The sequence below is a fragment of the Nonomuraea sp. NPDC050451 genome (assembly GCF_044458585.1).
Window position 1 is genome coordinate 327601 of sequence record NZ_JBITHZ010000007.1, and the last position, 20862, is coordinate 348462.

The following is a 20862-nucleotide window of genomic DNA, read 5'->3' on the forward strand; positions in this document are numbered from 1 at the left end:
CTCACTGAGGGATTTCGTCAATATGACGATAACGCCTCGTGCGGAGTGATGAGTCAGCGGCCCTCTGTTTTCCGGATGAACGCCTCGTACTCGGCGAACGGCTCCAGCCCCACGGCCGCGCGGCGCTCGTCGAGCAGGCCGGGGTCCTCGATCGGCATGGGCTCCAAGCCGTCGGCGCCGTCGTGGAACTGGGTCCCGTAGAGCTGGGGGCGGCCTGAACGTACGCGTACCCGGTCCTCCAGGTACGCGAAGTCGCGTGGCGAGGCCTCCTCGCGCTCGACCGCGTCGGCCATCGCCTCGTGGAGGACCCGCTGCGCCCGGCGGGAGGTGGCGTGCTGGGCCAGCAGCCAGGCCGCCCGCGCGGCCCGCTGCCCGACCTGCGAGACCAGCGGCCAGCCGCGGGTGGCGACCACGGAGTAGAACCAGGCGGTGTTGCCCTCGTCGAGCTTCTGCAGCCGCACCAGCTGCCTGTCGTCGGGAGAACCCTTGGCCGGGTCGCGCATCGCCTGGTCCATTTCCATGCGCCGGAGCAACTCGTCCCGCAGCTCCTCGTCGGTCATGACCCGACGGTAGTCCGCCTCAGGCGGGATTCAAGGTGAGGGTGACGTTGTCGATCAACCGGGTGGTGCCCACCGTGGCGGCGACCGCGAGCACGGCCATCCCCGCGTACGACTCGTCCACCTCGGCGAACGTCGCCGGATCGACCAGCGCCAGATAGTCGGTCGCGAGGCGGGGTCCGGCCGCGTCGAGCACCTCCTGGGCCACCGCGCGGACCCTGGCCGGGGTGAGCTCGGCCGCGCCCGCCCGCAGGGCGCGGGAGAGCGCCAGCGCCACCTGGCGGTCGTCGTCGGACAGGTAGCGGTTGCGGCTCGACAGGGCCAGGCCGTCGGGCTCGCGTACGGTCGGCGCCCCCAGGATCTCGATGGGCAGGTCGAGGTCGGCGACCATGCGGCGGATGAGGGCGAGCTGCTGGGCGTCCTTCTGGCCGAAGACCGCCAGGTCGGGCTGGACCAGGTTGAACAGCTTGAGCACGACCGTCAGCACGCCGTCGAAGTGGCCGGGCCGGAAGGCGCCCTCGACGATCGAGCCCATGTGGCCCGCGGAGACGCTCACCTGGCGGTCGGGCGCGTACATCTCAGCGGCGTCCGGGTGGAAGACGACGTCCACGCCTTCAGCCCGGCACACGTCCAGGTCGGCGTCGAATGTACGGGGATAGCGTGAAAAATCCTCGCTTGGACCGAATTGCAGGGGGTTGACGAAGATGCTGACCACGACCTGATCGGCGCGGACGCGGGCCTGCCTGATCAGCGACCTGTGCCCCTCGTGCAGCGCGCCCATGGTGGGAACGAGAGCCACCTCACCACCACGACGCGCCTTGACCAGGTCTTCCCGACCCCTGGCAACGATCAGTTCCATAACAGCCCTCCGAACGCGACGTTCACGTCCATATATTGCCCCCCAGCGCGTCGAGGAGCCGCTCCGCCTCCTCCGGTTTGAGCAGCCCCGCGGCCAACGCGCGGTCGGCCGTGAGCCGGGCCAGCGCGATGTAGGCGTCGGCCGCCTCGGGCGCCGCCAGGATCAGCGCGTCCACGTGCTTGCGCACGGTGCCGGCGTCACCGCGGACGACCGGGCCGGTCAGCCCCGCGATGCCCAGCCGCAGCACGTTGTCGAGCGCGGCGCCGAGCAGCGGGCCCAGCATCCGCCCCGGATGCTCGACGCCGATGCGCCCCAGCAGCTCCTGCGACTCGGCGATGAGGGTGACCATGTGGTTGGCGGCCCCGGCCAGCGCCGCGTGGTAGAGCGCGCGGTCGGCGTCGGCGATCCAGACCGGCTCGCCGCCCATCTCGATCACCAGGGCCTCGGCGATCGGCCGCAGCACGTCGGGGGCGGTCACGCCGTACGAGATGCCGGTGAGCTTGTTGAGGTCGTCGTCCCTGCCCGTGAAGGTCATCACCGGGTGCAGCGCGAGCGGCAGCGCGCCGGCCTTGGCCGCCGGTTCGAGCACGGACAGCCCGTACGCCCCGCTGGTGTGCACCAGCAGCTTGCCGTTGAGGTCGGCTCCCGTCGTGGCCAGCCCGTTGACGAGGTCGGGCAGCGCGTCGTCGGGCACGGTGAGCAGGATGAGCTGGGCCGCCGCGACCACCTCGTCGGGCCTGGACGGCTTGACGCCGAGCCGGTCGGCCGCCCATCGCTGTGAGTTGTCCGACACCCCGCTCGCGGCCGCGATCCGGTGCCCGGCCTGAGCCAGTGCGGCACCGAGGGCCGAGCCGACCTTGCCCGCCCCGAGTACGCCGACAGTCAGCCGTGCCGGGCGATCCCCTGCGTCCATGACGTCACACCCCTGTCGACCTGCTGATGAGAAGCCTGACGGGCGGACTGCCGCCCTGGCCTCAACCAGGCACGACGAGCAGGGCTCCGGTCCGACGAGCAGGCTTCTGTTGTGGCACTGCCGACCAGCGTAACGGCCTCTCAGGGCTGCGGACTGTAGGGCAGGTCCCGCGACTCGCCCGGGGGCTCCTCCGTGACCGCGGTTTTGCCGCCCGTTGAGTTAACGACAAATGCGACAAGGGCATACAAAACGTGCACCCCCTGTCGGAAGAGATGAGGAGAGGGGTTTCATCGCATGGCAGCGGGCGCCGAGTCCCTTCATCCAGGACCCGACGCCCGCAGGATGGGACCTCTTTGGAGGTGCGACCGGCTGGCCGCTCGCCGACCGACCAGCCGGAGTTGGAGCCCGGGCCGGACGAATGCCGGCCCGGGCTCTTTCTTCTTTCAGTGGTGGCTCGGCACGTAGGCGTTGGCGCCACCCTTGCAGCCGGCGAACGCGGCGCCGATGACGGCCACGGCGTTGCCACAGACGTTGATCGGGATCGCGATGGGAAGGTGCAGCTGGTTGCCGCCGAGCACGCTGCCGTTGCCGCTGGTCGTGTCGGCGTGCGCCGGGGCCGCGAGCGACAGCATGGCGACGGCTCCTGTGACGACCATGACCTTCTTCAGCACGAGGGCTCCTCTCAGTTTGGCGGCCCGGGGCCGCTGGTGCTTGCTCGGGAGCGGCCGGTCGCACCAAACGAGGGATGACGCAACGCGACTGCTCGATGACATTAGGTAAACGTACCGCAAGTCGGCGACAATGAGTAGCCAAATGATGACGATGCGTGTCACACGAAAGTCATGAGATAGTCCTGGACATGTGGCTCACCTGGCGCGCCGCGATGGAGCGTGCGCTGTACGGCGAGGAGGGCTTCTACCTTCGCGAACGCCCTTCAGGCCACTTCCGGACCTCGGTCAGCGCCTCCCCGGCGTTCGCCGACGCGGTGCTGGCGCTGCTGTCGGAGGTGGACACCGAGCTCGGCGGTCCTGACGTGCTCGACCTGGTCGACATCGGCGCAGGCGAGGGCACGTTGGTCGCCCAGGTGCTGGAGGCCGCCGAGCCCGCGCTGCGCGACCGGCTCCGCGTCACCGCCGTCGACCTCTCCCCCAGGCCGGAGGGCCTGCCCGAGCGGATCGCCTGGCGGCGGAGCGTGCCCACCGGCATCACGGGCCTGGCCGTCGCCAACGAGTGGCTCGACAACGTGCCGCTCGACGTGGCGGAGCAGACCGCCGACGGGCCGCGCCTCATCATGGTGAACGTCCGCACCGGCGAGGAGCGCCTCGGCGAGCCGCTGCCACCGGACGACCGCGCCTGGCTCGACCGGTGGTGGCCGCTGACCCGGGTGGGCTCGCGCGCGGAGATCGGCCGCCCCCGCGACGAGGCGTGGGCCTCTGTTGTGGGACGCCTCACAAAGGGCCGAGCGATTGCCGCGGATTATGCACACCCTGTGGATAACCGGCCCCTCTGTGGCACGTTGACCGGTTACCGCGACGGTGCGGTCGTTGCCCCGATCCCCGATGGGACCTGCGATATCACGGCTCATGTCGCGCTTGACGCGTGTGCCGAGGCCGGGCGCCAGGCCGGCGCGATATCCACAGCCTTGTCCACACAGCGCGACGCGCTGAGGGCTTTGGGGATCACCGGCACCCGGCCCCCGATCGACCTGGCCCGCACCGAACCGCGTGCTTACATCCGGGCGCTGGCCAGGGCGTCGGAGGAGGGTGAGCTGATCGACCCGGCGGGGCTCGGCGGGTTCGGCTGGCTCAGCCAGCGGCGGTGACCTCCAGCGACCGCAGCCCTCTGATGATGTAGCCGGGCTTCCAGCTCGGCTCCTCCCGCAGTTCGAGCTTGGCCGCCCGGTCCAGGAGCGCGCCGTACGACTCCATGAGCTCGATGCGGGCCAGCGGCGCGCCCAGGCAGAAGTGGATCCCGGCCCCGAACGAGATGTGCGGATTGTCGACCCGCCCCACGTCGAGCCGGTCGGGGTCCTCGAACACCGCCGGGTCGCGGTTGGCCGAGCCGAACAGCAGCGCCACCTCCGACCCGCGCGGGATCTCCACGCCGTGCACCTCGATGTCCTCCAGCACCCAGCGCTCGAACATCTGCAGCGGCGTGTCCCAGCGCATCACCTCCTCGACGGCCGTGGGCAGCAGCGAGCGGTCCTCGCGCAGCCGCGCCAGTTCGGAGGGGTTGCGGAACAGGGCCCACCAGCCGTTGCCCGTCACGTTCACGGTGGCCTCGTGGCCGGCGTTGAGCAGCAGCACGCAGGTGCCGACCAGCTCGTCCTCGGTCAGCTCGTCGATCTGCGCCAGCGCGCTGACCAGGTCGTCGCCGGGAGCCCGGCGGCGCTCCGCGGCCAGGGCCTTGAGGTAGTCGGCGAACTCCGACGCCGCCCGTACCGCCGTGTGCTGGTCCTCGAGGCTCGGGTTGAGCTCGTACATGCCGCAGATCTCCGCCGACCATGGGCGCAGCAGGTGGCGGTCGGCGTGGGGGATGCCGAGCATCTCCGCGATCACCGTCACCGGGAGCGGCTCGGCGACCTCGGCGAGGAGGTCGCCGCCGCCCTTCTCCACGAACGCGTCCACCAGGCCCTCGGCGATGGCGCGCACCCGGGGACGCAGGGACTCGACCATGCGCGGCGTGAACGCCTTGGAGACCAGCCGGCGCAGCCTGGTGTGCACCGGCGGCTCCACGTCGAGCATGCCCGCCCTGATCACCCGCCAGAACGGCTCCTGGAACTCCGGCTCCGGCGGCCTGCCGAACTCCTCGTGGGTTGCCACATGGAGGTAGGACCGCCCCAGGCGGCGGTCTCTGAGCAGGGCGTTCACGTCTGCATGACGTGAGATCAGCCACTGGTTCGTCGGCTCGAAGTAACTGACCGGCGCCTCGCGCCTCAGCTCGTCGTACACCCGGTACGGGTGAGCCACGAAATCCGGATCCCAAGGGTCAAATCGCACTATTTCATCTTATGGAGTGGCATCCTCCTGTGGCGCCGGTCGCTTGCTCCGCATCCGGATGTTCAGCAGCTCGACGACGAGCGAGAACGCCATCGCGAAGTAGATGTAGCCCTTGGGGATGTGCTGGCCGAAGCCCTCGGCGATGAGCACCACGCCGATCAGCACCAGGAACGCCAGCGCCAGCATCTTGATGCTCGGGTGCCGGTCCACGAACCTGCTGATCGGCCCCGAGGCGAACAGCATCACCAGCACCGCCACCACGACCGCCGCGATCATCACGCCGAGCTCGTCGACCATGCCGACGGCGGTGATGACGGAGTCGAGCGAGAACACGATGTCCAGCACCATGATCTGGACGATCACCGCGGCGAAGGAGGCGGCCGCGGCCTTCTTGCCGTCCTTGCCCACGGGGCCGTCCATGCTGTGGCCGATCTCGGTGACGCTCTTGCCCAGCAGGAACAGGCCGCCGAGCAAAAGGATCAGGTCGCGTCCCGATATTTCGTGACCGAAGACGGCGAACAGCGGCTCGGTGAGCTGCACCACCCACGACAGGCCGAGCAGCAGGAGCAGCCGGGTGATCAGGGCCGCGCCCAGCCCCAGCACCCGGGCTCTGTCCCGTTGTTCGGGAGGTAGTTTCCCGGCCAGGATGGAGATGAAGATGATGTTGTCGATCCCCAGCACGATCTCCAGGGCGACCAGGGTGAAGAAACCGATCCAGATTTGAGGGTCGGTCACCCAGTCGAACATCTGCGCACCTCCATGACACGTGGGCGGGATTTCCGGTAGCAACGAGTCAGGGGGCGAATAAGTTCACCGACTTGCGATCGGTGGCGGGGATTGGGTTATAGTCTGCGCCGTAGGTCATGAGTGCCAGCGACAAGCCCCGGCTAGCTGGCCGGCAACCCTCGCGTCCGCGGCGGGGTGCCCCGGGTGAAGACCTGGTCCGCCACGAGGTGTGGCGGGCAAGCGCGGGCTCCATGGCTGCTTCCAGGGGTCCGATGACCCTGAGGGAGATGTGCCGTGTCCACGTTGACGATCTTCAGCTCCGTCCCCGCTCGCGCCGCCGAGGCGGTTCCGGCCGCCACGAGCAGGCCGATCCCCGCCGTGCTCGGGGCCGATCTCGAGGTGCCGGTCAAGGGCGGCAGGCTCGTCGGCTACGCCAACCTCGACTACGCCGCCAGCGCCCCCTGTCTCGAGCCGGTCAGCGCCGCCGTCAGCGCCGCGCTCCCGGCCTACTCCAGCGTCCACCGGGGCGCGGGCTACGCCTCGCAGCTCACCACCGCCCGCTACGAGCAGGCCCGCCACACGGTCCGGGCGTTCGTCGGGGCCCGCCCGGACGACGCCGTGATCTTCACCCGCAACACCACCGACGCCACGAACCTCCTGGCCCGCTGCCTGCCCGCCGGCACGACCACCGTGGTCTTCGACACCGAGCACCACGCCTCCCTCCTCCCCTGGCAGAAGTCCGTACGGCTGGCGCCGCCCGCCTTCCCCGGCGAGGCCGTCCGCGCCGCCGACGAGGCCCTGGCCGGCATCGAGGGGCCCAAGCTGCTCGTGGTCACCGCCGCCTCCAACGTCACCGGAGAGCTCTGGCCCATCGCCGCGCTGGCCCACGTCGCGCACCGGCACGGCGCCCGCATCCTGGTGGACGCCGCCCAGCTCGTACCGCACCGGCGGCTCAACCTGACCGCGCTCGACCTGGACTACGTGGCCTTCTCCGGGCACAAGCTGTACGCGCCGTTCGGCGCAGGGGTGTTGGTCGGGCGGCGGGACTGGCTCGCGGAGGGCGAGCCGTACCTGAAGGGCGGCGGCGCGGTGCGCGCCGTGGGCGACGGCACCGAGTGGCACGACGACCCGGAGCCGCGGCACGAGGCGGGCACCCCGAACGTGCTGGGCGCCATCGCCCTGGCCGCCGCCTGCGACGCGCTCACGGCCACCGGCTGGACCGCGCTGGTGCGGGAGGAGGAGCGGCTGATCGCGCGCCTGCGCTCGGGGCTGGCCTCGATCGAGGGCGTACGGGAGCTGTCGCTGTGGGGGGATGACCACCCGCGCGTCGGCATCGTGTCGTTCACCGTGGACGGCTACTCGGCCCGCGAGGTGGCCGAGGTGCTGTCCAGCGAGTACGGCATCGGCGTGCGCGACGGCAAGTTCTGCGCGCACCCGTTCGTCCGGCATCTTCTTGGAGAGACCGACGGTGGGTGTGAGGACGGGACCGCCTCCGCGGTGCGGGCCTCCATCGGCATCGGCACCACGCAGGAGCACGTGGACCGGCTGGTCGAGGCCCTGCGGGACCTCGTGAACCGCTAGACGGCGTCGGAGCGGTTCGGCGGCTTGCGGTGCGGCGGCGGCTCGTCGGAGACCAGGGCGTCGATGTCCCTCATGTCGTCGTCGTTGACCACGCCGGCCCGGTGCTCGGTCGGCTGCCTGGGCACCCGAGGCGCCTCGGCGGTCGGCCCGGGCGTCGCGGGGCCGGCGGTCCTGGTCGTGACGTTCGACGGCTCCGGACGCTGCGGCTGCGTGGCGCCTTCCTCCTCGGCGGCCCGGCGTGCCTTGCGGCGGCCGAACATCGCGGCGAAGATCCCGTCGATCCCGATCCGGCCGCCCCCGAGCGCGAGGAACAGCAGGGCCAGCGCCCCGAGCGCGCCGGGCAGCTCCCAGCCACCGGCGCTGGACAGCACCCCGTGCCCCGCGTGCACGTACGCGATGGCGCCCAGCATGTTGACCAGCAGCAGGAGCCCTACAAGGCGTACCAGCAGGCCCAGGATGAGGAAAAGGCCGCCGACGGTCTCGATGACGGTCGCGAACGCGGCGGCGAGCTCCGGCATCGGGATCCCCATGCCCTTGAACGCCTGCCCCGTGGCGCCAAGGCCGCCTTGCCACTTCTGCGCGCCGTGCGCCACGAAGATCACGCCGGTCACCAACCGTGCGATCAGCACCGCGACATCAAACACAACTCTCTTCATGGTGTTATCTCCCCCCGTTCCTGGTATTCCTCCCCGTGTCCGAGTTAGGGATGCGTTTCCGTACCATTCCTTGACCCGGCCCCGCCCTGGATCGGCAACCGGCGCGGTGGCAGCATTGCCATATGACGGAACGTGTGGTCGGGATCGGCGCGGGTGCGAAAGAGCTGGCCACCGAGGACATGATCCTCAACATCGGCCCGCAGCATCCGTCGACCCACGGGGTGCTCCGGCTCAGGCTGACGCTCGACGGCGAACGCATCACCGCCGCCGAGCCGATCATCGGCTACATGCACAGGGGCGCGGAGAAGCTGTTCGAGGTCCGCGACTACCGTCAGATCATCATGCTGGCCAACCGGCACGACTGGCTGTCGGGGTTCGCCAACGAGCTGGGCGTGGTGCTCGCCGCCGAACGCCTGCTCGGCATGGAGCCCCCGGTCCGGGCCGTGTGGGCGCGCACGTTGCTGGCCGAGCTCAACCGGGTGCTCAACCACCTGATGTTCCTCGGCTCCTATCCCCTGGAGCTCGGCGCGATCACGCCGCTGTTCTACTCGTTCAACGAGCGCGAGCGCATCCAGGCGGTCATGGAGGAGATCTCCGGCGGCCGCATGCACTACATGTTCAACCGGGTCGGGGGCCTCAAGGAGGACCTGCCGCTCGGCTGGCTCGACCGGGTGTCGGAGGCCGTCGCGGAGACCCGCCGCCGCGTGCCCGACATCGAGAACCTCATCCTGCACAACGAGATCTTCATCGCCCGCACCAAGGGCGTCGGCGTGCTCTCCCGCGAGCAGATCACGCAGTACGGCGTCAGCGGCCCCATCGCCAGGGCCTCCGGGGTGGACTTCGACCTGCGCCGCGACGACCCGTACCTCGCCTACCCCGAGCTGCCCGTGAAGGTCGTCACGCGACAAGCCGGCGACTGCCACTCCCGGTTCCAGGTGCTGTTCGACCAGCTCAAGATCTCGCTCGACCTGGCCGACGCCTGCGTCGAACGGCTGCGCTCGCTGCCTCCCGGGCCGATCAACCAGCGCCTGCCGAAGGTGCTCAAGGTGCCGGAGGGTCACACGTACGCGTGGACCGAGAACCCCCTCGGCATCAACGGCTACTACCTGGTCTCCAAGGGAGACAAGACCCCGTGGCGGCTCAAGCTGCGCTCGGCCTCGTACAGCAACGTCCAGGTGCTGCGGGAGATGCTGCCCGGCCACCTGGTCGCCGACATGGTGGCCATCCTCGGCTCGATGTTCTTCGTCGTGGGTGACATCGACAAGTGAAAGTCGAGCGCGACAAGTACGTCGACTGGCTCCGCGCCCTGAGCCTGTGCGTCGTGGTCGTCTGGCACTGGGCGTTCACCATCCTGCAGTGGAAGCCGAGCGGCCCCGAGCCCACCAGCCCGCTGGGCTTCACCTCGGGGCTGTGGATCCTGACCTGGCTGCTCCAGGTGCTGCCACTGTTCTTCTACGTCGGCGGCCACGTGCACCTGCTGTCCTGGGAGCGGGCCAAGGCACGCGGCGTCGGCATCGGCTCGTTCGTCTGGCGGCGCATCCGCGCGCTGGCTTTACCCGCCCTGTTCCTGTCCGGCGTGTGGATCGCCATCGGGGCGGTCGTGACGTTCACGTTCCAGGTCGACTGGATGTGGCGGGTGGTGCTGCTGGTGCTCAGCCCGCTGTGGTTCCTGGGCGTCTACCTCGTTCTGATCGCGCTGCTGCCCGTGGCGCTCTGGCTGCACCGCCGCTATGACGTGCTGACGCTGATCTGGCTCGGCGGCGCGTCGCTGGTGGTGGACGTGGTGCGCTTCCGGTACGGGGTCGACGGGGTCGGCTGGCTCAACATGATCATCGTCTGGGGGCTCGCCCACCAGGCCGGGTTCTTCTACGACCGGATCGTCATCCTGCCCAGGCGCTATGACGTCGCGGTGCTCTGGACGGGGCTGTTCGCCCTGTTCGGCCTGGTCTACTCGGGCATCTACCCGGGCTCGATGGTGGGCGTGCCGGGCGACAAGTGGTCGAACATGGCGCCGCCCACGTTCGTGATCGTCGCCCTGCTGCTGTTCCAGGTCGGGCTGGTGGAGGTGCTGCGGCCGTCGATGGAGCGCGTGCTGGAGCGTCCGCGCTGGCGGCGGGTGAACGAGTTCATCAATCGGTACTCGCTGCCGCTCTTCCTCTTCCACACGACCGGGATGGCCATCGCGCTGGGCCTGTCGTGGTGGCTCTTCGGCACCCTGGGCACCGAGATCCCGCCGGACCTGAAATGGTGGCTGGAACGCCCGATCGCCATCATCGGCCCGCTGGTCTGCACCGCCCCGGTCATCTACCTCTTTGCGAGGGAGCGCCGTCGCCTGGACTGAGGAGCGCCGGGAGCGCAGCGACCAGAGCGACGAGGGAAGGCGGCGGCTCCCCAGCGACCGAGCCGCCGCCACGAAGTGGCGGCCATAAGCACGGCAGACGTTCCTCTTAGTCGGGTTTCTGCTCATCGGAATCCTTGGGGATCCGGCAGGCGTTCTCCAGGTAGAGGGCGGCGCAGATCAGCGCCACGCAGGACGCGAACGATCCGGCCGCGACGAAGAACTCCGCCCTCGGCGTCTCCCGGTCCAGGATCTGCACCGTGTAGAGCCCGAACCCGGCGAACAGCCCGCCGAACACCGCCCCGGCGTACGCCGACGCCTTGGCCAGCGCGGCCAGCCGGGCCACCGACAGCGGCTCCACCGGCTTGGTGCCGGCTTTCCTGGCGATCCTGGCCTTGGTCACCCAGGCGCTGTAACCCTCGCCGATGGCCAGCAGCAGCACGGTCGGGATCGCCGTCCACGGCATCAGGGGCAGATCCGAGTAGAAGGGCCTGACCGCCGCCCACGTGATCAGCGCGACGACAGCGATGATGCCGACCAGGCGGCCCGGATGGGTGGGCTTCAATCGGGCCTCTGCAGCTTCAGGTCGTCGCGCAGGCGTACCCCCTGCTGGTCGAGCTCCGCCAGCAGCTCCACCACCCGGCCACGCCCGGGCACCACCGCGTCGGGATCGGCCTTCGACCACGGCACCAGCACGAACGCGCGCTCGTGAGCGAGCGGGTGCGGCAGCGTCAGTTCCGGCTCCTCGCAGACCGTGTCGCCGACCACGATCAGGTCGACGTCGAGCGTGCGCGGCCCCCAGCGCTCGGCGCGTACCCGCCCGAAGGCGTTCTCCACGCTCTGTGCCCGCTCCAGGAGCGTGCGCGGCTGCAGGGTGGTCTCTGCGATCACGATCGCGTTGAGATACGGCTTCTGTCCCGGTGGACCGCCCACAGGGTCGGTCTCGTAGACCGGCGACGCCTGGATGAACTCCAGCCCCGGGGCGTCGAACAGGGTGTCCACGGCGCCTTGCAACGTCTGGAACCGGGGCCCCAGGTTGCTGCCGAGAGCGAGGACGACTTTCATACGCGGCTCCGCTCTATGGTCACGACCACGTCGTCGAACGGCAGCGGGATGGGCGCCGCCGGTTTGTGCACGCTCACCTCGACCTTACGCACCAGCTCGCTGGCCAGGCACACGTCGGCCAGCCGCTGCGCGAGCGTCTCTATCAACGCGACCGGCTCGCCCTCCACGACCTCGACCAGCGCCTCGGCCAGCTCTCCGTAATGGACGGTCTTGGTGAGGTCGTCGCCGGCCGCGGCCGGCGCGGTGTCGAGGAACAGCGTCGCGTCCACGACGAACTCCTGCCCGAGCTCCCGCTCGGCAGGGAGCACGCCGTGCCTCCCCCTGGCCCGCAGGCCCTTGAGAGCGATGCGATCAGGGCTCAAGCTCGCCTTCCTCCTCCTCGTCGTCATCTCCCTGGAGCACCGGCGAACCGTGGTGCATCCACAGCCGCCAGCCCTGCGAGGTGCGGATGTAGACGTTGCTGGCCACCACCTTGCCCGCGGCGAAGCTGGACTCACCTTCCTCGCCGGCGGTGAGGATGTTCTCGACGCAGGTGAGCACGGCCACATCGCCCAGCACGGTGGTCTCGACGTCGGTCAGCACGAACTGGATGTAGGTGGTGTTGGCCATGATCAGGGCCCACGACCGCAGCACCTCGGACCGGCCGCTGAGCAGGGTCCAGCCAGGGTGCACGCAGCTCACCTGGTCGTCGGCGGTGTCCTCGGCCCAGATCTCGGTCATCTTGTCGAGATCCGCGTTCTCGATCGCGGTGTAGAACTCCTGGTTGACCGTCTCGATCGCTACGGTGTCGACGCTCATGTGTTGGCTCCGGCTCTCTTCCATGCGGCTGCCACGCGTACGGCATCGGCGTTGGGGCCCACCTCGTGGACGCGTACGCACCAGGCGCCCGCCTGGGCGGCCAGGGCGGTCACGGCCAGCGTCGCGTCGTCGCTGCGGCTGAACGGCCGGGGCGTGCCGTCAGATCCGGCCAGCAGGCGCCCGAGGAAGCGCTTGCGCGACGCTCCGATGAGCAGTGGGTAGCCCAGCTCGGCCAGCTGGGGGATCCCGGCCAGCAGGGCCCAGTTGTGCTCGGCGTTCTTGGCGAAGCCCAGGCCGGGGTCGAGCACGATCTGCTGCTCCGTGACGCCTTCGGCCAGGACCAGGTCGACCCGCTTGCCGAGCTCCTCGCGCACCTCGGTGACCACGTCGGCGTAGACCGCGCGGTTGTCCATGTCATGACTGTGGCCACGCCAGTGCATCACGACGTACGGGACGCCGGTCGCGGCCACCACGCGCGGCATCTCCGGGTCGGCGAGACCACCGCTCACGTCGTTGACCAGCCGCGCCCCTGCCTCGACCGCGGCCTTGGCCACCTCGGCCCGCATCGTGTCGACGCTGACCGCCACGCCCTCGGCGTGGAGTGCCCTGATCACGGGGACGACCCTGGCCAGCTCTTCCTCCAGGGACACCCTGGCCGCGCCCGGACGGGTGGACTCGCCGCCCACGTCGACCAGGTCGGCGCCCTCCTGGACCAGCTCAAGGCCGTGCTGGATGGCGGCCGCCTCGTCGAACCAGAGGCCGCCGTCGGAGAACGAATCGGGCGTCACATTGACCACACCCATGACGAGGCACCGATCCGCACCTCCCGGCACGCTGATGGGCACGCTAGTCATGGGCCAAGCCTAGGCGCTCCCCCACACATGTTGACATCGTGGGTACCCCGTTCGGTCATCAACGACCCAGGATGAGCGCCATCGCCTCAGATCGGGTCTTGTCGCTCGTGCGAAAATCGCCGCGAACCGCCGAGGTGACGGTCTTGGCGCCCGGTTTGCGTACGCCGCGCATCGTCATGCACAGATGCTCGGCCTCCACCACCACGATGACTCCGCGCGGCTCCAGAACCCGCATGAGAGCGTCGGCGATCTGGGACGTCATGCGCTCCTGGACCTGAGGGCGGCGGGCGAACACGTCGACCAGGCGGGCCAGCTTCGACAGGCCCGTCACCTGGCCGCGGTCATTGGGGATGTAGCCCACGTGGGCCACACCGTGGAACGGGACCAGGTGGTGCTCGCAGGTCGAGTAGACCTCGATGTCCCTGACGAGCACCATCTCGTCGTGATCGACGTCGAAGACCTTGGTCAGGACGTCTTCGGGCTTCTGGCCGAGCCCTGAGTACTGCTCGGCCATGGCGCGGGCGACCCGGGCCGGCGTGTCGAGGAGGCCGTCACGGTCGGGATCCTCGCCGATGGCATAAAGGATCTCGCGTACGGCCTTCTCGATCCGGCCCAGGTCAACGTCGTACTGAGTCACACACTGTCCCCGGACGGGAGGGCGTCCTGGTGGCCCGCGGTGAGCGAGCCGTTGGCCGACTGCTCCTTGGGGGTCAGGATCGGCGGACGGTCGGAGGGGAGCCGCTTGCCGTAGCCCGCGTAGGACGGGCGGTGCGCCTTGACCACCACGGGGGCGAAGATCTCCAGCACCTGCTCGCGGGAGAGCGTCTCCTTCTCCATGAGCTCGAGCACCAGGTTGTCGAGCACGTCGCGGTATTCGACCAGGATGTCCCACGCCTGGTCGTGCGCCGTCTCGATCATCCGGCGGACCTCCTCGTCGATCGTGGAAGCGATCTTCTCGGAGTAGTCGCGCTCGTGGCCCATCTCGCGGCCCAGGAACACCTCGGCCTGGCCGGTGCCGAACTTACGGGCGCCGAGCTGCTCGCTCATGCCGTACTCGGTCACCATGCGGCGGGCGACCGCCGTGGCCTTCTCGATGTCGTTGGAGGCGCCGGTGGTGGGCTCGTGGAAGACGAGCTCCTCCGCCGCGCGGCCGCCGAGCAGCATCGCGAGCTGGTCCATCATCTCCGACCTGGTGGCCAGGAATTTGTCCTCCATCGGCAGCGTCATCGTGTAACCGAGGGCGCGGCCGCGGGACAGGATCGTGATCTTGTGGACTGGGTCGGAGTTGGGCAGCGCGTGCGCCACCAGCGCGTGACCGCCCTCGTGGTAGGCGATCATCTTCTTTTCCTTGTCGGACATGACCCGCGACTTGCGCTCGGGCCCTGCCATGACGCGGTCGATCGACTCCTCGAGGACGTCCATCGTGATCAGCTTCTGGTCGGCCCGCGCGGTGAGCAGGGCGGCCTCGTTGATCACGTTGGCCAGGTCGGCGCCGGTGAACCCGGGGGTGCGGCGCGCGATGACGTCGAGGTCGACGTTGGGGGCGAACGGCTTGCCGCGGCCGTGGACCTTGAGGATGCCCTTGCGGCCCTCGAGGTCGGGACGGTCGACGGTGACCTGCCGGTCGAAACGGCCCGGGCGCAGCAGCGCCGGGTCGAGGATGTCGGGCCGGTTGGTCGCGGCGATGAGGATCACGCCGCCCTTGACGTCGAAGCCGTCCATCTCGACGAGCAGCTGGTTGAGCGTCTGCTCGCGCTCGTCGTGACCGCCGCCCAGGCCGGCGCCGCGGTGGCGGCCGACGGCGTCGATCTCGTCGATGAAGATGATCGCCGGGGCGTTGGCCTTCGCCTGCTCGAACAGGTCGCGCACACGAGAGGCACCGACACCGACGAACATCTCGACGAAGTCGGAACCGGAGATCGAGTAGAACGGCACGCCCGCCTCGCCGGCCACGGCGCGGGCCAGCAGGGTCTTACCGGTGCCGGGCGGGCCGTACAGCAGCACGCCCTTGGGAATCTTGGCGCCGATCGCCTGGAACTTGGCCGGGGCCTGCAGGAACTCCTTGATCTCCTGGAGCTCCTCGATGGCCTCGTCGGCACCTGCGACGTCGGCGAAAGTCGTCTTGGGGGTGTCTTTGGTGATGAGCTTGGCCTTGGACTTGCCGAAGTTCATCACTCGCGAGCCGCCACCCTGCATCTGGTTCATGATGAACAGGAAGATCAGCACGATGAAGACGATCGGCAGGAAGCTCACCAGGATGCTGACCAGGAAGTTCTCCTGGGGCACCTCGGTGGTGAAGCTCTTCGTCTTGCCGGCCTCGTACTGAGCCTGGAGCTCGTCGGTCAGCTTGCTGCCGTAACCGGTGACCCAGTTGGACTGGATCAGCTTCGTCGGGGCGTCACCGGCCTTGACCGTGATCGGGTTGGTCAGCGTCACCTCGATCCGGTTGTCCTTGTCGACAATCTTGGCGTTGCTGACGTTTCCGGCGCGAATCTGCTGGAGAACCAGGGACGTGTCGGCTTGCTTGAAATTGCCACCGCCACTCCAAAGCTGAGTGACGAGGAGGAGCAGCACGACGATGCCCAGGATCCACAGCAGTGGCCCACGTGTAAATCGCTTGAGATCCATCCGATGCGGAACCCCTTGCGGGCCCGTCCCTTCCTGACCATGGCCTGGAACCCCGGGCTGGCCCGGGGCCGCGGCATCCGGCACCGCGACTTCTGACTACCCGAGGGGGACACGCGGTCACCCTCCAGGAGTCTGAAGGTACACCGGCAGAGCGCACGGGGGGACCCGCCCGCTACACCGGTCTTGCCCTATCAACGTACGTCACGTTGTGCGGTGTTCCCGGCCGTGGTCCAGATTGCTACTTGTAAACGTGTGGGGCCAGTGTGCCGATGAACGGCAGATTCCGGTATCGCTCGGCGTAGTCGAGGCCGTAACCGATGACGAACTCGTTGGGAATGTCGAACCCCACGTATTTCACATCGATCGGCACCTTCACCGCGTCCGGTTTCCGCAGCGCGGTGCAGATCTCAAGTGAGGCGGGATTACGCGACTTCAGGTTTTCCAACAGCCAGTGCAGGGTCAGGCCGGAGTCGATGATGTCCTCGACTATCAGCACGTCGCGGCCCATGATGTCGGTGTCGAGGTCTTTCAGAACGCGTACGACGCCGGATGACTTCGTGCCCGCGCCGTACGACGACACCGCCATCCAATCCATTTGCACCGGCACGTGCAGGGACCTGGCCAGGTCGGCCATCACCATGACGGCGCCCTTCAACACGCCCACGAGCAGCAAGTCTTTGCCCGCGTAGTCCTCGTCGATCCGCCCGGCAAGCTCTTTGATCTTGGCCTGGAGCTCGTCCTCGGGAATGAGGACATTTTCCAGGTCATTGCCCATGTCGGCAGCGTCCACCTGTGGTTCCTTATGCGATGGGACTGATGGCGAGTATCAGGGTGCCATACCGCCGGACGGCGGTCAGACCCCCGGGCAGGTCCACGGCCTTCTGCCCGCGCCAGCTCGTGACCAGCCGATCCACGGCCACCACGTGCGTGGCCGAGAGCGCCCCTGACGGCGCTCCCGCCGCAATGGCCGCCCGCCGCAGCACCCGCCGCCTTACGGCGGCGGGGAGCTTTTCCAGCTCCGGTACGGCCAGTGTCACCGATCCGGGAATATCGCTAAGAGCGCAATTTTGGTACGCCGATTCGGCCCACTGATCGAGGGCGTCGGCGTCCTCCCGTGCCATCCCCGCGGTCCTCGCGAGCGCCTCGGCCACTCCCGGGCCCAGCTCCGCTTCGAGGACGGGCAGGACCCTTCGTCGCACGCGGACCCTCGTGTAGCGGGGGTCTTCGTTGTGGGGGTCGTCCCAGGGGTCGAGCCCCATGGCCGCGCAGGCCTTCACCGTGGTGGCCCTGGGGATGTGGAGGAACGGCCTGCGGTAGCGCCCGCTGCGCGCCGCCATCCCGGACAGCGACCTGACGCCGCTCCCCCTGGCCAAACCCAGGAGCACCGTCTCGGCCTGATCGTCGCGCGTGTGCCCGAGCAGGACCGCCTCCGCCTGGAGCCGGTCCGCCGCCTCGGCCAGCGCGGCGTACCTCGCGTCCCGCGCCGCCGCCTCGGGTCCGCCCTCCGTGCCGACCGTGACGGTGAGCACTTCTGCCGGGCTCAGGTCGAGCCGGCGGGCCCCTATCTCCGCGACCGTCCGTGCCCGCTCGGCCGAGCCTTCCTGAAGCTGGTGATCCACCGTGACCAGCCCCGCCCTGAGGCCCATCCGGGGCGCCACGAACGCCAGCGCCGCCGCCAGCGCCAGGGAGTCGGCGCCGCCGCTGCAGGCGGCCAGCACGAGTGCGCCCTTCTCGACGTCGGCCAGCGCCTCACGCACTGCCCGGCGCACGTCGGCTACCGCTGGATGTGGACCCACGGCTGCCATTCTCGCCCCACACCACCCACACCACGCCCACGCCAGGCCGCCCACCGCCGCATGGCGCCGAACCCCACCGCATCACACGCGGCGCTCCGAGGGAACGGGCTGCCGGCCCCACGCACCTACGCCGCGCATCGACCGCCCGTTGCCTGCGCCACGTCTGTGCCGTTGTGCGGTTGCCTGCCGCTCATCGGCGGCGCCGGACTGCGGGTGACCGGCGAGCGCACCCGCACCGCCTTACACGGGTGGTGCGCCCGTCGGACAGCTGCTGGCGGGAGGGTCAGGCCGGGAGGGCCGGAGTGCCGATGACGCGGCTGATCCAGGCGTCCGGGTCGGAGATCTCCGTGGTCGTCGGAAGCGTCTCGGGAGAGGTCCAGATCTTGTTGAAGCCATCCATCCCGACCCGATCCACCACCTTCCGCACGAACGCCGACCCCTCCGCGTACTGCTTCATCTTGAGGTCGATCCCCAGCAGCCGCCGCACCGTACGGTCGAGGCGGGAGCCGCCCTCCCGGCGCTGGGCGAACTTGGCGCGGATGTCGCCCACCGAGGGCACCACGGACGGGCCCACCGCGTCCATGACGTAGTCGCCGTGCCCCTCCACCAGGGTCATCACGGCCGTCAGGCGGTCGAGGATCTCCTTCTGCCCCGGCGACTGGATGGCGTCGATGAGGTTGCCCTCCCCGCCGCGCACCACGTCGGCCACCGTGTCGGCGGCGTTGCGGAGGCGTTCGAGCAGCGTGGGCAGGTCGAGGTCGGAGGCGAGCAGGAACTCGGTCATCTGCGACCGGACGTATTCGCGCAGCCACGGCACGCCCGTGAACTGCACCCGGTGCGTCTCCTCGTGCAGGCACACCCACAGGCGGAAGTCGTGCGGGTCGACGCCCATCTCGCGCTCGGCGTGGACGATGTTGGGGGCGACGAGCGTCAGCCGGCCCGTGGGCTCCTGGCCCGTGGGGTCGGGCGGGAGGAACAGCTCGTACTGCCCGAGGACCCGCGAGGCGAGGAAGGCCAGGACGGCCCCGACCTCCACGCCCGTGATGCGGGAGCCCACGGCGGTGACGATGGCGGGCGGCTGGTTGGCGGCGCTGCCCATGCGCTCCGTCAACGGCTCGAGCACCACGCGGAAGCCCTCGACGTTCGCCTTGATCCAGCCGGGCCGGTCGACGACGGTCGCGGCCTGCGGCGCGGCCTCCGTGTGGATCTTGGTGAACTCGCGCACGTGGCCCTCGGCCTCACGTGACAGGGTACGGAGCTCGGTGACGGCCTGCCTGGCCTCCTCCCGGCTCACTTGAGGACCGGGGCGCACCAGGCGCGTGCCGGTCGTGACGGCCAGATCCCAGTCGATCACCTGCATACCGTCCACCGTACGTGCTCGATGCCCAACCTGCGAAGGAGCGCCGGTGTCTGGACTGAGGAGGGAGGGAGCGAAGCGACTGAGCGACGAGGGAAGACACCGGACCTCAGCGACTGAGCCGCGATCCGAAGGATCGCCATAAGCACGCGAAGGAGCGCCGGTGTCTGGACTGAGGAGGGAGGGAGCGAAGCGACTGAGCGACGAGGGAAGACACCGGACCTCAGCGACTGAGCCGCGATCCGAAGGATCGCCATAAGCACGCGAAGGAGCGGCCCGAAGCCATGAGCCGCGCAGGTTCAAGACCTTGCGACGATGGCGGCGAGGCGGTCGAGTACGGGTTCGGCCGAGGCCGGGACGCGGTCCGCCATGAACGCGAAGGTCACCAGCCGCCCGTCCTTCGTCGTCGCCATGCCCGCCAGCGTGTTGACGTTGTTCAGCGTGCCGGTCTTGGCGCGTACGAGCCCGACCTGCCCCCTGCTGTCGCTGCCCGTGAACCGCCGGCCGTTCCCCAGCGTGCCGGAGAAGCCCGCGATCGGCATGCCGGAGGCGACGGCGTGCAGGTTGGGCTGGCTCGCGGAGCCGGACATCGCGATCAGCTTGGCCAGAGCGCCGGCGCTGATGCGGTTGCGGATGGACAGGCCGCTGCCGTCGGAGAGCGAGATCCCCTGCGCGGCCCCGAGTCGCTGCAGCACCGCGACCACCGCCTTGCTGCCCCCTTCGAACGACGCCTCCTGGCCTTCCTTGATGGCGACATGCCTGGCCAGGGCCTCGGCCATGTCGTTGTCACTTCGGGTGAGCGCGTGCTCGACGAGGGAGTACATCGGGGCGGAGTCCACCCGGCCCAGCTCCGGGGCGCCCGCCGGGGCCTTGCCGGGCTTTACGGACCTGGACACCGTGATCCCCTGCTTGGCCAGCAACTTGGCGAAGGCAGCGGCGGCGTACTGGGGCGGGTTGGAGACCCGGGGCTGGTGGAAACGGGGGTTCTGGCGGCCTTCGTCGATGGTCAGGGCGTAGACGGGCGCGACCTCGCCGTCCGGGACGTAGTTCGGCTTCCAGCCGGGGGCGATCGGCGAACCGACAAACAACGAGGTGTCGTACGAAAGGGTGATTTTTCGAAGGTTTTGCGACTTGAGGGTGGCGGCCGTGCGGGCCGCCAGGGTGGCCAGGCTCGCCTGCTTCGGGTACGTCGGTTTCGCCGACGGGCCCGCCAGCATCGGGTCGCCGCCCCCGACGAGGACGGCCGTGCCCGGCTTCGGGCCCTGGACGACCCTGGTGGACAGACGCGCGTCCGGGCCGAGGGAGGCGAGGGCCGCGGAGCAGGTGACGATCTTCGTGGTCGAGGCCGGGACGATGGGGGTGTCGGCGTTGGAGGCGTAAATCCGTTCGCCGGTGGCCGCGTCGAGCACCACCGCGCCCACATGGGAGCCGAGCGCTTCGTCACCCAGGGCACTGGTGAGCTGGCGCGTCAAAGTACCCTTAGTCGGGAGAGGTCCGTCCCCCGACTTCACCGAAAGCTGGGCCAGCACAGGCCCCGAGGTGACCACGGGGACGGAGGGAGACCCTTCCGGCGGGGACGCCGTCGGCTTGGTCGGTGGAGACTGCCTCGTCAACGCGCCCAGGCTGAAGTCGGTGGTCATCGCGTAAATGCCGATGACGATCGTCAGGGCCTGCAGCACGGCGAGAGTGGTCAACATCACCCACCGGTCGTGCCGCGCCACGTCGTCTGCCTCTC

22 protein-coding genes and 1 riboswitch are annotated in these 20862 nt (G+C 69.4%); of the genes, 4 read left to right on the forward strand and 18 right to left on the reverse strand.

The features are described from left to right. Nucleotides 1-53 precede the first annotated feature (53 nt). The 4 genes from ACIBI9_RS24545 to ACIBI9_RS24560 all read right to left on the reverse strand — a co-directional run bounded on the left by ACIBI9_RS24545 (nucleotide 54) and on the right by ACIBI9_RS24560 (nucleotide 3000). Entirely contained in the window at nucleotides 54-560 is a 507-nt protein-coding gene (locus ACIBI9_RS24545; protein WP_397224580.1) for a DUF6624 domain-containing protein, read from the reverse strand. Between the two features lie 19 nt (nucleotides 561-579). Then, a complete protein-coding gene (gene panC / locus ACIBI9_RS24550; RefSeq protein ID WP_397224582.1) occupies nucleotides 580-1416 on the reverse strand; it encodes a pantoate--beta-alanine ligase in 837 nt (278 codons plus the stop codon). A gap of 22 nt (nucleotides 1417-1438) precedes the next feature. After that, a complete protein-coding gene (locus tag ACIBI9_RS24555; protein WP_364833575.1) occupies nucleotides 1439-2329 on the reverse strand; it encodes a DUF2520 domain-containing protein in 891 nt (296 codons plus the stop codon). A 443-nt stretch (nucleotides 2330-2772) separates the two neighbouring features. After that, nucleotides 2773-3000, reverse strand: coding sequence for a chaplin family protein (locus tag ACIBI9_RS24560; protein ID WP_397224585.1), 228 nt, complete (start codon nucleotides 2998-3000; stop codon nucleotides 2773-2775). A 188-nt stretch (nucleotides 3001-3188) separates the two neighbouring features. Between ACIBI9_RS24560 and ACIBI9_RS24565 the strand changes: the two genes are divergently transcribed. After that, nucleotides 3189-4151, forward strand: a complete 963-nt coding sequence (locus tag ACIBI9_RS24565) for an SAM-dependent methyltransferase (protein ID WP_397224587.1) — start codon at nucleotides 3189-3191, stop codon at nucleotides 4149-4151. On the opposite strand, the gene ACIBI9_RS24570 is transcribed toward ACIBI9_RS24565, so the two are convergent. Further along, on the reverse strand, nucleotides 4135-5328 hold the full coding sequence (locus tag ACIBI9_RS24570) for a cytochrome P450 (RefSeq protein WP_397224589.1): 1194 nt from the start codon (nucleotides 5326-5328) through the stop codon (nucleotides 4135-4137). The genes ACIBI9_RS24565 and ACIBI9_RS24570 overlap by 17 nt on opposite strands. Nucleotides 5329-5337: 9 nt before the next feature. Then, a complete protein-coding gene (locus ACIBI9_RS24575; RefSeq protein ID WP_397224591.1) occupies nucleotides 5338-6075 on the reverse strand; it encodes a TerC family protein in 738 nt (245 codons plus the stop codon). Between the two features lie 112 nt (nucleotides 6076-6187). Next, a riboswitch (SAM riboswitch) is annotated at nucleotides 6188-6303 on the forward strand. Nucleotides 6304-6348: 45 nt separating this feature from the next. Here ACIBI9_RS24575 and ACIBI9_RS24580 point away from each other — a divergent pair. Then, a complete protein-coding gene (locus ACIBI9_RS24580) occupies nucleotides 6349-7635 on the forward strand; it encodes an aminotransferase class V-fold PLP-dependent enzyme (RefSeq protein WP_397224593.1) in 1287 nt (428 codons plus the stop codon). Here the strand turns inward: ACIBI9_RS24580 and ACIBI9_RS24585 are convergent. Further along, nucleotides 7632-8291, reverse strand: coding sequence for a DoxX family protein (locus ACIBI9_RS24585; protein ID WP_397224595.1), 660 nt, complete (start codon nucleotides 8289-8291; stop codon nucleotides 7632-7634). The two genes, ACIBI9_RS24580 and ACIBI9_RS24585, sit on opposite strands and share 4 nt — an antisense overlap. 122 nt (nucleotides 8292-8413) lie before the next feature. Between ACIBI9_RS24585 and ACIBI9_RS24590 the strand changes: the two genes are divergently transcribed. Next, nucleotides 8414-9559, forward strand: coding sequence for an NADH-quinone oxidoreductase subunit D (locus ACIBI9_RS24590; RefSeq protein ID WP_397224597.1), 1146 nt, complete (start codon nucleotides 8414-8416; stop codon nucleotides 9557-9559). Then, the gene (locus ACIBI9_RS24595; RefSeq protein WP_397224599.1) at nucleotides 9556-10632 is read left to right on the forward strand and encodes an acyltransferase; all 1077 of its coding nucleotides are present in this window, start codon (nucleotides 9556-9558) and stop codon (nucleotides 10630-10632) included. The genes ACIBI9_RS24590 and ACIBI9_RS24595 overlap by 4 nt, the downstream gene beginning before the upstream one ends. 106 nt (nucleotides 10633-10738) lie before the next feature. Here the strand turns inward: ACIBI9_RS24595 and ACIBI9_RS24600 are convergent, their stop codons facing one another. From ACIBI9_RS24600 to dacB, 11 genes are all read right to left on the reverse strand, one after another. After that, entirely contained in the window at nucleotides 10739-11194 is a 456-nt protein-coding gene (locus ACIBI9_RS24600) for a DUF3180 domain-containing protein (RefSeq protein WP_397224601.1), read from the reverse strand. After that, a complete protein-coding gene (gene folK, locus ACIBI9_RS24605) occupies nucleotides 11191-11694 on the reverse strand; it encodes a 2-amino-4-hydroxy-6-hydroxymethyldihydropteridine diphosphokinase (RefSeq protein ID WP_397224603.1) in 504 nt (167 codons plus the stop codon). Before folK ends, ACIBI9_RS24600 begins: the two co-directional genes overlap by 4 nt. Beyond that, nucleotides 11691-12056, reverse strand: a complete 366-nt coding sequence (folB, locus tag ACIBI9_RS24610; protein WP_376775837.1) for a dihydroneopterin aldolase — start codon at nucleotides 12054-12056, stop codon at nucleotides 11691-11693. The genes folK and folB overlap by 4 nt, the downstream gene beginning before the upstream one ends. After that, nucleotides 12046-12492: a nuclear transport factor 2 family protein gene (locus tag ACIBI9_RS24615; protein ID WP_397224605.1), complete on the reverse strand. Its 447-nt coding sequence runs from the start codon at nucleotides 12490-12492 to the stop codon at nucleotides 12046-12048. Before ACIBI9_RS24615 ends, folB begins: the two co-directional genes overlap by 11 nt. After that, nucleotides 12489-13295, reverse strand: coding sequence for a dihydropteroate synthase (gene folP / locus ACIBI9_RS24620; RefSeq protein WP_397224732.1), 807 nt, complete (start codon nucleotides 13293-13295; stop codon nucleotides 12489-12491). Before folP ends, ACIBI9_RS24615 begins: the two co-directional genes overlap by 4 nt. 109 nt (nucleotides 13296-13404) lie before the next feature. After that, a complete protein-coding gene (gene folE, locus ACIBI9_RS24625) occupies nucleotides 13405-13983 on the reverse strand; it encodes a GTP cyclohydrolase I FolE (RefSeq protein ID WP_192788835.1) in 579 nt (192 codons plus the stop codon). After that, on the reverse strand, nucleotides 13980-15974 hold the full coding sequence (gene ftsH / locus ACIBI9_RS24630) for an ATP-dependent zinc metalloprotease FtsH (protein ID WP_397224608.1): 1995 nt from the start codon (nucleotides 15972-15974) through the stop codon (nucleotides 13980-13982). The genes folE and ftsH overlap by 4 nt, the downstream gene beginning before the upstream one ends. 238 nt (nucleotides 15975-16212) lie before the next feature. Continuing rightward, the gene (gene hpt / locus ACIBI9_RS24635) at nucleotides 16213-16764 is read right to left on the reverse strand and encodes a hypoxanthine phosphoribosyltransferase (protein WP_313043709.1); all 552 of its coding nucleotides are present in this window, start codon (nucleotides 16762-16764) and stop codon (nucleotides 16213-16215) included. Nucleotides 16765-16774: 10 nt separating this feature from the next. Next, complete coding sequence (gene tilS / locus ACIBI9_RS24640) at nucleotides 16775-17779, reverse strand: tRNA lysidine(34) synthetase TilS (protein ID WP_397224611.1); 1005 nt, start codon at nucleotides 17777-17779, stop codon at nucleotides 16775-16777. A gap of 274 nt (nucleotides 17780-18053) precedes the next feature. Next, nucleotides 18054-19130, reverse strand: a complete 1077-nt coding sequence (locus ACIBI9_RS24645; RefSeq protein WP_397224613.1) for a zinc-dependent metalloprotease — start codon at nucleotides 19128-19130, stop codon at nucleotides 18054-18056. A 296-nt stretch (nucleotides 19131-19426) separates the two neighbouring features. After that, the gene (dacB, locus tag ACIBI9_RS24650; RefSeq protein WP_397224734.1) at nucleotides 19427-20824 is read right to left on the reverse strand and encodes a D-alanyl-D-alanine carboxypeptidase/D-alanyl-D-alanine-endopeptidase; all 1398 of its coding nucleotides are present in this window, start codon (nucleotides 20822-20824) and stop codon (nucleotides 19427-19429) included. Between the last annotated feature and the right edge of the window lie 38 nt (nucleotides 20825-20862).